At 58.1% G+C, this 13,208-nt stretch carries 10 protein-coding genes; 5 read left to right on the top strand and 5 right to left on the bottom strand.

Features of this window, described 5'->3' with window-relative positions; genetic code table 11:
- Positions 1 to 128: 128 nt before the first annotated feature.
- The 3 genes from H598_RS0107025 to imuA are packed head-to-tail and all read right to left on the bottom strand — an operon-like array spanning position 129 to position 5,277.
- A complete protein-coding gene (locus tag H598_RS0107025) occupies positions 129 to 3,206 on the bottom strand; it encodes an error-prone DNA polymerase (RefSeq protein ID WP_084144376.1) in 3,078 nt (1,025 codons plus the stop codon).
- A 2-nt stretch (positions 3,207 to 3,208) separates the two neighbouring features.
- Positions 3,209 to 4,612 (bottom strand): Y-family DNA polymerase, encoded by a 1,404-nt coding sequence (locus H598_RS0107020; protein WP_156896957.1) that lies wholly within the window; start codon positions 4,610 to 4,612, stop codon positions 3,209 to 3,211.
- Positions 4,609 to 5,277 carry a translesion DNA synthesis-associated protein ImuA gene (imuA, locus tag H598_RS23595; protein WP_169629230.1) on the bottom strand — a complete coding sequence of 223 codons (669 nt, stop codon included), beginning with the start codon at positions 5,275 to 5,277 and terminating at the stop codon, positions 4,609 to 4,611. Before imuA ends, H598_RS0107020 begins: the two co-directional genes overlap by 4 nt.
- A gap of 174 nt (positions 5,278 to 5,451) precedes the next feature.
- Here imuA and H598_RS0107010 point away from each other — a divergent pair, with 174 nt between their 5' ends.
- Together H598_RS0107010 and H598_RS23590 are read left to right on the top strand one after the other, a co-directional pair.
- On the top strand, positions 5,452 to 5,805 hold the full coding sequence (locus tag H598_RS0107010; protein ID WP_028112387.1) for an MGMT family protein: 354 nt from the start codon (positions 5,452 to 5,454) through the stop codon (positions 5,803 to 5,805).
- Positions 5,806 to 5,890: 85 nt separating this feature from the next.
- Positions 5,891 to 6,616, top strand: a complete 726-nt coding sequence (locus H598_RS23590; protein WP_084144363.1) for a DUF3108 domain-containing protein — start codon at positions 5,891 to 5,893, stop codon at positions 6,614 to 6,616.
- Here the strand turns inward: H598_RS23590 and H598_RS0107000 are convergent.
- Positions 6,576 to 7,361: a class II glutamine amidotransferase gene (locus H598_RS0107000; RefSeq protein ID WP_028112386.1), complete on the bottom strand. Its 786-nt coding sequence runs from the start codon at positions 7,359 to 7,361 to the stop codon at positions 6,576 to 6,578. The genes H598_RS23590 and H598_RS0107000 overlap by 41 nt on opposite strands.
- A gap of 291 nt (positions 7,362 to 7,652) precedes the next feature.
- On the opposite strand from H598_RS0107000, the gene fadE reads away from it, so the two are divergent.
- Entirely contained in the window at positions 7,653 to 10,103 is a 2,451-nt protein-coding gene (gene fadE, locus H598_RS0106995; protein WP_028112385.1) for an acyl-CoA dehydrogenase FadE, read from the top strand.
- A gap of 221 nt (positions 10,104 to 10,324) precedes the next feature.
- On the opposite strand, the gene H598_RS0106990 is transcribed toward fadE, so the two are convergent.
- Positions 10,325 to 11,116, bottom strand: coding sequence for a flagellar protein MotY (locus H598_RS0106990; protein WP_245595569.1), 792 nt, complete (start codon positions 11,114 to 11,116; stop codon positions 10,325 to 10,327).
- A gap of 219 nt (positions 11,117 to 11,335) precedes the next feature.
- Between H598_RS0106990 and rnt the strand changes: the two genes are divergently transcribed.
- Both rnt and H598_RS0106980 read left to right on the top strand, forming a co-directional pair.
- Entirely contained in the window at positions 11,336 to 12,013 is a 678-nt protein-coding gene (rnt, locus tag H598_RS0106985; protein WP_028112383.1) for a ribonuclease T, read from the top strand.
- A gap of 237 nt (positions 12,014 to 12,250) precedes the next feature.
- The gene (locus tag H598_RS0106980) at positions 12,251 to 13,177 is read left to right on the top strand and encodes a sensor domain-containing diguanylate cyclase (protein WP_169629229.1); all 927 of its coding nucleotides are present in this window, start codon (positions 12,251 to 12,253) and stop codon (positions 13,175 to 13,177) included.
- Positions 13,178 to 13,208: the final 31 nt, after the last annotated feature.

Here is a 13,208-nt window from a genome sequence, read left to right as displayed (position 1 = left end):
ATCAAACGCACAGGCAATCCGTATTACCTGCTATCGATATCAATTATACTCAGGATGTTTGGGTTTACAAACCATCTGGCGATTTTTTTATCAATTGCAGTCAATGATCGAATAGTGAACACCATTTCTTAACGAAAATTTCGTGATTTCACCTTGAAATTGTCAATCAGCTCACTTTTGTCAGTCAATTTGCCTGCCATCAGGTGCACCACCCTACCCGCTTTTTCCACCACTCCTCGGACCTGCAACAATCGAGCTGTCAGATAGGGTTGCCTCTGAGCCCGGGCAGTACCGGCCCAGACCACCACGTTGGCGTTGCCGGTCTCATCTTCAAGGGTGATAAAGGTCACGCCACTGGCGGTACCCGGTCGTTGCCGCCCCACCACCACACCGGTCAGGGTCACCAGTTGCCCATGCCGGCACTCCAGCAACTGCTCTGCCGTGCGCTGTCCACTCAACTGCCCACGCTGGCGCAACATCGCCATCGGGTGCTGTCCCAGGGTCAGCCCCAGCTGCTGGAAATCTGCCAGCATCTCCTCGGCCGCTCCTGGCGACGATAACGCCACCTCGGTAGACAACGGCTGCTCTCCGAACAGCGGCAGTTGCTCGGTCACTGCCGCCAGTTGCCAACGGGCCTGATAGCGGTGACCGCTCATGCATTTCAGGGCATCGGCACTGGCCAGGCGCTCCAGGCTGCCTCGATCCAGCTGGCTGAGAGCCACCAGTTGCTGACTGTCCTGATACCCCAGCCCTGGCCGCTGGGCCACGACCGCCTGCCCGGCGTCCTCCCCCAGGCCTTTCACCAATCGCAACCCCAGGCGTAACGCCGGTTTACCGGCAACGGATTCTAACCGATGGTCCCAATCACTGTGATTCACCGATACCGGCAGCACCTCTGCACCATGACGCTGCAGATCCTGAACCAGTTGCGACGGGGTATAGAAGCCCATGGGCTGACTGTTGAGCAAGGCGCAGCAAAACGCCACCGGATAGTGATACTTCAGGTACGCCGACACGTACGCCAGCAGCGCAAAACTGGCGGAATGGGACTCAGGAAAGCCGTATTCACCAAAGCCGCGGATCTGGTTGAACACCTGCTGAGCAAACTCACTGCTATAGCCCCGGCTGGCCATCCCCTCCACCAGTTTTTTCTCAAACTGGTCCAACTCACCATGACGCTTCCAACTGGCCATGGCCCGCCGCAACTGATCCGCTTCCCCGCCAGAAAACCCGGCGGCCACCATCGCCAGTTTGATCACCTGCTCCTGAAAAATCGGCACCCCCAAAGTACGTTCCAGCACCTGCTGAACCGCCTCGCTGGGGTAAGACACCGGCTCCTGGCCATGACGCCGCCTCAGGTAGGGGTGAACCATGTCCCCCTGAATCGGCCCCGGACGGACAATGGCGATCTGCACCACCAAATCGTAGTAACAACGGGGGCGCAGCCTAGGCAGCATGTTGGTCTGTGCCCGCGATTCAATCTGAAACACGCCGATGCTGTCGGCACGACACAGCATGTCATACACCTGGGGCTGTTCGCGCACCACATCGTCCATGCCATAGGGCTGCCCCTGCCACTGGCTGATGAGATCAAAGCAGCGGCGAATGGCACTGAGCATCCCCAGGGCCAGCACATCCACCTTCAGCAGCCCCAACGCTTCCAGATCATCCTTATCCCACTGGATAACGGTGCGTTCGGCCATGGCGGCGTTCTCCACCGGCACCAGTTCAGACAGCGGGCCCGAGGAGATGATAAAACCACCCACATGCTGGGACAGGTGGCGGGGAAACCCCAACAGCGTCTCCACCAAGGGAACCAGAAAAGCCGCGGCACCGGCGGGAGTGTCCCGGCCCTGCATCAGCGCCTGGGTTTGCTGTTGCCAACTGCTGCTGCCATCGCGGCGATCCACGTGCTTAATCAGGTAGTCCTGATACCCTTCATCCAGTCCCAGCGCCTTGGCCACATCCCGCAGAGCGCTCTTGAAGCGATAACTGATCACCGTGGCCGCCAACGCCGCCCGCTCCCGACCGTATTTTCTATAGATGTACTGAATCACCTCCTCGCGGCGCTGATGCTCGAAATCCACATCGATGTCCGGCGGCTCATTGCGCTCTCGGGAGATAAAGCGTTCAAACAACAGGTTCACCTGCACCGGATCCACCTCGGTGATCCCCAGGCAGTAACACACCACCGAGTTGGCGGCCGATCCCCGCCCCTGATGCAGAATCCGCTGCGCCTTGGCAAAGCGGACGATGTCGTAGATGGTCAGAAAAAAATAGTGGTAACGCAGCTCATCAATCAGCGCCAGCTCAGTCTCAATCTGCCGCTGTACTTGAGGCGGAACCCCCTGCGGGTAGCGCCGCTGAGCCCCGACGGCCACCTGCTGACGCAGGTACGCCGACGCCGTCATCCCTTGTGGTACCACCTCCGCCGGGTACTGGTAGCGCAGCTCCTCCAGCTCAAATTGACACCGTTCGGCGATCGCCATCGTGGCTGCCAGCCATTGGGGGCGAAAACGCCGGGCCAGGGCTGGCAACGATTTGATGTGTGCTTCGGCATTACCACTTAATCGCCACCCGGCCTGCGACAAGGTGCAGCCGTGGTGCACACAACTGAGAACATCCAGCAATTGCTGCCGCTCCGCACGGTGCATACGTACCCCTCCGGCACAGACCAGCGGCAATGACCAACGCCGTGACAACGACTCCACCAGGTGCAACCGGCGCTGATCCTGCGGACAAAAATGGCGCTCCAGCAACAGCCAGCAGCGATCGACAAACTCCGATTGCAGCTGCTGGCAGATGGGATCCAGAGCCGACTCCGGCGCCTCAGCATTCACCAGCAACAACAGCAGGCATTCACTCAGACGCTCGTCGAAATCGGCCCAATGAATCTGGTAGTGTCCTTTCGGACTGCGGCGGCGGCTGCGGGTGATCAATGCCGACAGCTGGCCATAGCCTCGGCGGCTCTGGGCCAGCACCACCACCGTGGCCTCCGGCAACCGAAACTCACTGCCCACCAGCAGCCGAATCTCATGGGTTTTTGCTTCCTCCCAGGCCTTGACGATCCCCGCCAAAGAGCACTCATCAGTCAAGGCGATGGCTCGGTACCCCTGACGGGCCGCCTCCGCCACCAGCTCCTGAGGATGAGAGGCGCCGCGTAGAAAGCTGAAGTTACTCAGGCAGTGCAGCTCAGCGTAGTCCACCACTAGAACCACCCATGGATAAACCAGCCGTCGTGCTGACGAAACGCCCAGCACCAACGATGATCCCCGGTCTGAGCCAGGTAGTAATCCCGGCACACCGGCTCCCCATCCCACCAGCCTGACTCCAACCGCTCCGGCCCCTGGTGCAACTGAAGTTGCTGTCGGGTCACCGCCTGGGGCTCGAGCAATAACCACGGCGGCCGAGGCCGCGACGCCACCGACTCACTGCCCTCCCCCAAGCCGGCCCAGCGCCAGGCCCGCTCAGGTCGAATCTCATCCACGGTGGCAATGCCCCGAACCCGCTCTGCCCCCAAGCGGGCGCTCAGTTGCGAGATCAACTGCCGCTGCGGCTGCTGACTGGCCATCAATGGCTGACCGTTTTCGCTTAACCCTTCACTCGTCAGGTTCACCGGACTCAACTGTTCACTCTGCAACAGCAACTCCGTAACCGGCTGGTACAGAGTCAGGCGCTCAAACCTCAGCTGCAGCAGCTTAAACAAGGCCTGGCGCTGACTTTCGGCAAATGCCGGGCGCAGCACCACCCGGGTGGGTGGCCCCTGACGGTGACTCAGGCTCAGGCTGAATTGACCGCATGCCAACTGCCGCTGACGTAGAAATTCCGCCAGTGCCGCCACCATGCTTTGCAGGGGAAACAACAGCATCGACGCCTGCTCCGCCTCTTCCAGCAGCAACCGCTTCTGCTGAAACTGGGGCGACGGTTGGTACTCAGGGCGGGGATCCGGTAACTCTCCCTGCAATCGTGCCAAGTGCAGCAACAACTCGGCACCAAAACGGGAACCCAGCTCCGCCCGGGGCAAAGCCAGCAGTTGCCCGGCCTGCTGAATGCCCATCTGCATCAATCGCTCACCGCAATCATTTGGCAACTGCAACGCCGTCACCGGCAGTGACCGCAACAAGGCAGCGAGCCGACAAGGGTCGTCGCTGTTGCCATCCTGCCCCTGGCGAGCCAGCACCGTCGCCGCCAGCGGCGTCAGCCCCAGCCCCTGCTGATAGGGTAGCCCCAGCACTTCCAGCCCCCGGTTGATCGCTTGACGCCAGCCATCCAGGCCCTGAAACAGGCGCAGCATGCTGCTGCCTTCGAGCAGCAGCAAATCCGGCGCCACCAGCACCACCCGGCCACTGAAGCCATAGGCCCACTGAGCCAGCTCCAGCAACACCTCTTGCGAGTCCGCCAGCGGCTCCAGCAGCCACAATGACGGGCACAGGGCGGTGGCTGTAGCCACACTCTGATCAACGCTAACGCCCTGTGTCTGCGCCACATCGTTGCACTGACGTACCCGCCGCGGCTGGCCGCTGATCAGGGCGGCGGCCGCCGGTTCCGGGTGCGACTGCAATTGGTAGTGCAACGCCAGATCGACAAAATGCAGTCCCAGCCACAGCATCACCAGGGCCCCTGAAACAGTGTTGCCGCCGGCGGCCGCTTCGGCAGGTGCCACCCTTGCGGCTGCACACTGAGCCACTGCTGGGGCTGACGCCAACCGCCACGCTGCTTGAGGATCTGCAGCGTCGCTCCGCCGGTTTCTAACGCCCAGCGAACCCGCAGGCTGACCGGATGACTGTCACGCTCGGCCTCCTGAGGGAGAAATACCACCGCCACGCTGCCACTTCGTTCGGCCGCCAGTTGCAAACGCCGGGATTCACTGACTGACAATGCATCGAGCCACAACAAAACCCGCCGACAACTGCCACTGGCCAACCCCTGTTCCGCAGCCCACAACTGCTCTTTGCGATCCAGATCCGTCAGACACACCACATTGGCCAGGTCGATCCCCTGCTGCATCCAAGCCGGGGCATAGGGCAGATAAGGCGGACACACCAACAACAACCATTGGCCCTCTCCCGGACACAACAAACGCTGCAACAACAGTGATTCGCCGGCCCCCGGCGTTGCCATCAATACCTCAAGCACGCCCTTGTCGGGCCAGCCCCCATGACACAAGCACCGATCCAGCGCCTCAAAACCGGTGGCAATCCCCCCCTGCTGTTGCTGCCACTGACTGGCCAGCCACAGATCGTCTCGCTGCAATAATGAATCAACGGGTTTTAGCATGATTTTCGCCACAACTGTACACATATACAGTATTAACGATTTTGCACTAAGATCCAACCACCGTGACTCGATGGCGCCCCACCTCTTTCCTTGCCTGAACAGGCACACTGAAAAGCCATCAGAAATTCAGTACACTGCAGCTTCACCTCCAGCAATCAGTACGAGACACGGACCATGAGCGACACCCCAGCCCTGAGTAAGGAGCAGCGTATCTGGCAGGTCTGCCAGTTGGTGCCGGCGGGTAAGGTGGTCAGCTATGGGCAGTTGGCGGATCTGGCCGGACTGCCCGGGCGGGCAAGGTTGGCGGGCAAAGCCCTGCGACTGACACCGGATACCCTGACACTGCCCTGGCACCGGGTCGTTAATGCCGCCGGTAAAATCTCCCTGCCGCCAGGCAGCCCCGGCTTTCAGGAGCAGCAATATCGACTCCGTGAAGAGGGCGTGATGGTCCGCAACGGCCGGGTAAAAATGTCGGAATACCAGTGGCAACCGGATCTGGCCGAGCTGTTGTGGCAACTGCCGTTTTAATCACCAAGTGGCAGGGTCGACTCATTGAGAACAGAGAACTGCTCTACACTCAACACTGTCTGTTCCGTTTCACCAAGGAGAGCCGATGCGAATCTGGCCATTAATGGCGCTGGTCCTTTCCGCCGGCGCCGCCGCCAACCCGCTGTTGCCCTACCGGGCGGATTACCAAGTCTGGCGGGGCGACTCCCAGTTAGGCAGCGGCTATTACCAATTGCAACAGCAGCAGGACGGGATCTACTCTCTGGGCTACCAAAGCAAAGTGGGTTGGCTATTTTTATCGGATACCCGTACCGAGACCAGCGAGTTCAGGGTCAATGACACCACCCTGATGCCCTGGCAATACCACATGACACGCTCAGGAACCGGTCCGGATTTCAGTGCCAGCATCAGTTTTGATTGGCAGCAACAACGCATCGAGGCCCAATACCGGGATGAACGCAAACAGCTGCCCTGGAGCCAACCCAGGTTCGATCCCCTTAGCTATCAGTTGCAGCTGCGGCTGGACGTTGCCCGAGGGGACACCGACATGCTGTACCCCATCGTCTACAAGAACAAAGAACGGGACTACCGCTATAAAGTGGTGGGTAAGGAGACACTGACGCTGCCGTTCGGCACCCTGGACACCATCAAAGTGGCCAGGGATCGTGGCGAAGGCAGCAGCCGTCAGACCTATCTGTGGCTGGCGCTGGAATACCACCATGTACTGGCCAGGCTAATCCAGTACAAAGATGGCGATGTTCAGGCGGAACTGAGGCTGGAACGGCTGACCTTCAGCGAGGCCGGGACGCCGCCACCGGCAGTCCGTCCTTAAACAGCTGCCATTCACCGGGCACCATGGTGTGCCACTGCTCATTGTGGGTCAGGGGACGAGTGGCAATCACCGACACGATGTCAGTTTCGTTGGTTTCACTGGTGAAATCGATCACCATGTCGGTATCGATCAGCTTGGCCTCGCCAAACGGAGCCTTACGGGTAATCCAGCATAAATTATTGCTGCACACCGCCAGCAGGTAGCGACCATCGGTGAGCAACATGTTGAAGACACCCAGTTTGCCCAGCGCTGTGGCCTCGTTGGCCATAAAGCGAAACGCCTGCCGCATGTCCTTAGGTTTCTCCGGAAAGCGTTGGGCCAGCCGGTCCATCAAATAGCAAAACGCCAGTTCACTGTCGGTCTTACCCACCGGATGAAACCGTTTGGGCTTCAGCTTGTCGGTGTAATTACTGAGCTGGCCATTATGGGCAAAGGTCCAGTAGCGCCCCCACAGCTCACGACAGAAAGGGTGGGTATTCTCCAACGACACCCGGCCGCGGTTGGCCTGGCGAATGTGACTGATCACCGCCTTACTCTTGATGGGGTATTCCTTGATCAGGCTGGCCACCTCAGACCGGCAGCTGGGCTGGCAATCCCGAAACGTACGGTTGCCCGGGCCATCATAAAACGTAATGCCCCAGCCATCGGTATGGGGACCGGTGACCCCGCCCCGCTCCACCAACCCGGTAAAGCTGAACACAATGTCTGTCGGTACGTTGGCACTCATGGCCAGCAACTCACACATGGATTCGTCCGTATCACTCTCTAATAGAAGAAGAATAACCACAAATTCACGCCACTGCACCCAAAGCGGCTACAAACGCTCAAACTGTCGCCACCCCAGAATCCACGGCCCTTAGCACAGATTCCCCAACACGGTTTTACAGCAAAGTGAATATTTATGGATAAATAAACCTTGAAGATATTTAAACGAGCGTTTACTTTTATGTGACAGAGGTCAGACCAGACCGTATACTGTGACAGAGAGCAAACCTGTCTGAGGGTTTCTCAGGCGGGTGACACAAGGAGAATTAACGTGACTACCCTAGTTTGGAGCATTGCCTCTATTGTGGTTTTAGGGGGGCTCATCTATAAACGTGCCTCGCTGACCCTATTCACCCTGGCAGCCGCAGCTGCCCTCGGTATCGGTACCGGGCTCGGTATCGTTGGTACCCTGACCTGGCTTATCTTTGCCATCCTGTTTATCCCATTCAACGTCACCTCGCTGCGTCGCTCCCTGCTGACCCAGCCGGCCCTGAAAGCGTTCCGCTCAGTGATGCCGGAGATGTCGCAAACGGAGAAGGATGCCATTGAAGCCGGTACCATTTGGTGGGATGCAGACCTGTTCTCAGGCGCTCCAGACTGGAAAAAGATGCACAGAATCCCGGTGGCCCGTCTGACCGCTGAAGAGCAGGCGTTCCTCGACGGTCCGGTGGAAGAGGTCTCACGCATGGTGAACGCCTTCCAGGTGTCCCACCAGGATGCGGATCTGCCGGAAGAGGTATGGCAGTACCTGAAGGACAACAAGTTCTTCGCCATGATCATTAAGAAGAAGTACGGTGGTCTGGAATTCAGCCCCTACGCCCAGTCTCAGGTTCTGCAGAAACTGGCCGGTGTCGATTCCGTGCTGGCCTCCACCGTGGGGGTACCTAACTCTCTGGGTCCTGGTGAGCTGTTGCAGCACTATGGTACCGAAGCACAGAAAGACCACTACCTGCCCCGCCTGGCCGTTGGCCAGGAAGTGCCCTGTTTTGCCCTGACCAGCCCGGAAGCGGGTTCCGATGCCGGCTCGATTCCAGACTACGGTGTGGTCTGTAAAGGCCAGTGGGAAGGCAAAGAGGTTCTGGGCATGAAGGTGACCTGGAACAAGCGCTACATCACCCTGGCGCCTGTGGCCACCGTATTGGGTCTGGCGTTTAAACTGCGCGATCCTGACCACCTGCTTGGTGACGAGGAAGAGATCGGCATTACCTGTGCCCTGGTGCCTACCGATATGGAAGGCGTCATCATTGGTCGTCGCCACTTCCCACTGAACACCATGTTCCAGAATGGTCCAACTCAGGGCACCGACGTGTTTATGCCGCTGGACTTCATCATCGGTGGCACCGAGATGGCCGGTAAAGGCTGGCGTATGCTGGTGGAATGTCTGTCGGTCGGACGCGGCATCACCCTGCCCTCCAACTCCGCCGGTGGCATCAAGACCGTTGCCGCGGCAACCGGTTCCTACTCCCGCATTCGTCGCCAGTTCAAGACCCCCATCGGTAAGATGGAAGGCATTGAAGAGCCAATGGCCCGCATCGGCGGTAACGCCTACCTGATGGAGGCGGTCAACGCCATGACCACCACCGCGTTGGGCCTGGGCGAGAAACCATCGGTGATCTCCGCCATCGTTAAGATGCACCTCACCGATCGCATGCAGAAGTGCATCATCGACGCCATGGACATCCACGGCGGTAAAGGGGTGTGTCTGGGTCCGGATAACTACCTGGGACGAGGCTATCAAGGTGCGCCCATCGCCATTACCGTGGAGGGGGCCAACATTCTGACCCGTTCTCTGGTGATTTACGGTCAGGGTGCCATTCGCTGCCACCCGTATGTACTGAAAGAGATGGAAGCCGCCTTCGATAAAGATCAGGAGCGCAGCCTCAACGAGTTTGACGGTGCCGTTTGGGGTCACGTCGGCTTTGTTTTCACCAACTTCGTCCGCAGCTTCTGGCTGGGCCTGACCGGCAGTCGCTTCTCCAGTGCGCCTTACTCCGATACCACCAAGCGCTACTACCAGCACATGAACCGCTTCAGTGCTAACCTGGCTCTGTTGTCGGATCTGGCCATGGCCCTGCTGGGCGGCAACCTGAAGCGGAAAGAGCGTGTCTCTGCCCGCCTGGGGGATCTGCTTAGCCAGCTGTACCTGGCCTCGGCCACTCTTAAGCGCTTCGAAGACGACGGTCGCCAGACCGACGACATCCCGCTGATGCAGTGGGCGGTCGAAGACAGCCTGCACAAGTTGCAACTGTCTCTGGATGAACTGTTGGACAACTTCCCCGCCTTTGGCGGCCTGCTGAAGTTCATCATGTTCCCGTTTGGCAAGCCGCTGAAGCGTCCGTCTGACAAGCTGGATCATAAGATCGCCAAGATCCTGCAAACCCCGTGTGCCGCTCGCGACCGCCTGATTGCCGGTCAATGGTTGGAAGCGCACCCGAACAACCCGATTGGTCGTCAGGAGCAGACTCTGCGCAACATCCTGGCCGCCGAACCGCTGTTCGACAAGGTGTGCAAAGCCGCCGGTACCCGTCTGCCGTTCTGGAAGCTGCATGAAGTGGCTGACAAAGGCCTTGAGCTGAATGTATTGACCGAAGAGGAAGCGCAACTGCTGCGTGATGCCGAAACCGGTCGACTGGAAACCATCAACGTGTCTGATTTCGACCCTGAAGAGCTGAAAGCTCAGAAGGTCGATCATCAACCGGCCAGTCCAGTCCAGGCAGCCTAAATCCCCTCGGTTGCCTGACCCCAAACCCCGGCCTGGTGCCGGGGTTTTTTATCTCTGTTCGGGCCGAACCTGGGCCGGTGTGGCTTGGCGCTTTCCTGTATGACTCGCCTTCGCCATAAACTTCGGCAGTGGCGGGCTCAGGCTCTCGATGCCGTCAACGGAAAGCACCAGGCACAAAAAAGGCGACCCCATGGTCGCCAGATTTCTCTTTCGGGCCCAGATCAACGTTCCATGCGAATCACCACCCGCCGGTTTTGAGCTCGGCCGCGGCTGCTGACGTTGGTGGCAATATGGCGCTTTTCACCATGGCCCTGGCTGACGATGCGATCGTCGTCGATGCCGGCATCAACAAAAAACTGGCGCAACTTATCCGCCTGCTCGTTACTGATGGCCATATTGGTGTCTTCGGAGCCGAAGCTGTCGGTATAGGCGTCGATCAGCACCAACTCCAGGGTTGGATCGTAGGCCAAAAATTCGCGGATTCGACTCAGCTTGCGGCGGGAATCTGAAGTCAGGTTGCCATTTTTATCACGGAAGTTCAGTACCGTGTAGGCGATGTCCTCAAAGCTATACGGCAGCAGACTGTCGATGCAGGAGACAAACTCAAAATAACTGTTCTGGAAATTGGCCGAGTTCAGCGACACCGCCACCTGATCAAACGGGTTATACCAATCCTGGTAGAAAAACGTCGGTTGCATCCCCTGCTCCAGCTCAGTCAGCATCACCCAGGCGGCCTGCTTAGGCACCTCGGCGTCATACTGGGCCTGGTAGGTTACCGAGACGATGTCCCTAGCCGGCACACCGGGGCGCCAGGAGGGCGCCACCGAACGCAAGCTGGCTCGGGTTGCCCGCTCCGGCTTACGCTTCATCTGCAACACAAATCCCAGATCGGTAGAACGACCGGCCTTGCTGTTAAAGACGGCGGTACCAAAATTGGGGATGGTGTGCTTCAGGGTGCACTGCAATGGGTTAGAGGTCGCCAGACTCCAGTGAGATTGCTCAATGGACGCCACGTAGTTCCTCACTCCCGCGTAAGCGGAGCAAGAAAGCAAAGCTGAAATGATGGCAACGCCTCTTTTTAACTGCATCCACATGTCCTGAACTGTCTCGTCTACACCCTGTATCGGCCGACCCTAAATAAGCTTTAGGCTATTCTGCAACCACTTAAAGCTTTTGCATTATCGCTGAGCTTTGCGATAATTGCGCCCCCAAAATGATTCAAAGCTAGCGGCATGACCACAACCAATCCAGAAAACTTACTTGTAAACCGTTTCCGAGGCTATTTCCCGGTGGTCATCGATATTGAAACCGCCGGTTTCAATGCTCAGACCGATGCGGTACTCGAAATTGCGGCTGTGATGCTGGAAATGGATGCCGATGGCTGGTTAAAGCCGGCTCAGAGCCTGCAGTTCAACATCGAACCCTTTGAGGGCGCAAATCTCGAACCCGCGGCGCTGGAGTTTAATGGCATCGACCCCCACAATCCACTGCGCGGTGCCGTTTCCGAGAGAGAGGCCCTGCACGAGATCTTCAAAGCGGTCCGCAAGGCCCAGAAAAATGCCGGTTGCCACCGCTCTATCGTTGTGGCGCATAACGCCGCCTTCGACAACGGCTTTCTGAACGCCGCCATTAATCGCTGCGGCATCAAGCGTGTGCCCTTCCACCCCTTTGCCACCTTCGACACCGCCTCCCTGTCGGGCCTGGCTTTGGGGCAAACCGTACTGGCAAAAGCCTGCCGCACTGCCGGAGTCGAATTCGACAACAAACAGGCCCATTCCGCCCTGTACGACACCGAACGTACCGCTGAACTGTTTTGCCACATCGTTAACAAATGGAAGTCCCTGGGCGGCTGGCAGGTGCCCGAGGAAAACGTAAAACAAACCGAACGCACTGATTCAAATCAAGAATAACTAATATAAGGGCGTCAGCAATGGCGTCCGATACCCCATTCGTGATCATGATCACACTTTGCGGCGCCACTTATGACTTCAAATTAGTGAGACTTGTAACCTTTTGAGCAAAAAACGGTTACAATATAGCCGTGTAAGGGAAGTCAAAGCAGCAGTTACCCCATGAGTGCCACACTATTATTAGAAGCCCACAGAGGCCTGAATGAAGCACTCCGTCAGCTCGCCTTAGGCTGTGGAGTGAAAAAGACCTTATATAATCTGATTGACTTGGCAGAAGCCATCATGCCTCAGATTCGGGTCTCTATCCTCAGCTACGATCCTGGCGAACAGACACTGATCACGCTCGCCGCCCCCAACCTTCCGGAAGAGTACAACCAGGCCATCGACGGCATCCGCATTGGCCCACAGGTTGGCAGTTGTGGCAAAGCCGCCTTCTATAAAGAGCCGGTGTACAGCGACGACGTCCATCAAGACCCGAACTGGCAGCCCTTTTTACCCCTGGCCAGGATGGCCCGAGTACAGGCCTGTTGGTCAGTCCCCATCCTCTCCAGCCGGGGCAACCTGCTTGGAACCTTTGCGTTTTATCACGATCAACCCAAATCCGCTTCCGAATGCGACATTGAGTTTATGACCCTGATGTCCTCGGTAGCATCGGTGGCCATCGAAAAAGATGAAATCGAACGCGAACTCTATTACGCCGCCACTCACGATGCCCTTACCGGCGTCGCCAATCGGCACCAGTTCTGCTGTCAACTGGATAACCTGCTGGCTGCGGCTAAGCGGCACCAGACCCCGTTGGCGCTGTATTACATCGACATCAATAACTTCAAAAAACTGAACGATAACTTCGGCCACAGCTTTGGGGATAAGGTGCTGATTAAAGTGGCTACGGCACTGAAATCGCTCTGCCGTGACATGGACGTGGTAGGCCGCTTAGGCGGCGACGAGTTTGTACTAATGTGCCCTCTGAAACACAAAACCGACGCCGACACCATTCACACCCGCCTGCTGTTTGCCTTGCAGCAAAACCTGCAGATTGAGCAGGTCGATGTGGTGGCCAGCATTGGCCGGGCGCTGTGGTTCAGTGACAACCCACTGCCGGCGGAGCAATTGATCGCCGATGCCGATCAGGCCATGTATCGCAATAAGCTCAACTTCAAATAGCAACGGGCGCCAACGCGCCCGTCATGGATTC

Source organism: Ferrimonas kyonanensis DSM 18153 (assembly GCF_000425405.1).
In the GTDB taxonomy this organism is placed as follows: Bacteria; Pseudomonadota; Gammaproteobacteria; order Enterobacterales; family Shewanellaceae; genus Ferrimonas; species Ferrimonas kyonanensis.
The sequence above is the reverse complement of the archived record's forward strand: the minus strand, read 5'-3'. Positions and strand labels throughout refer to the sequence as shown.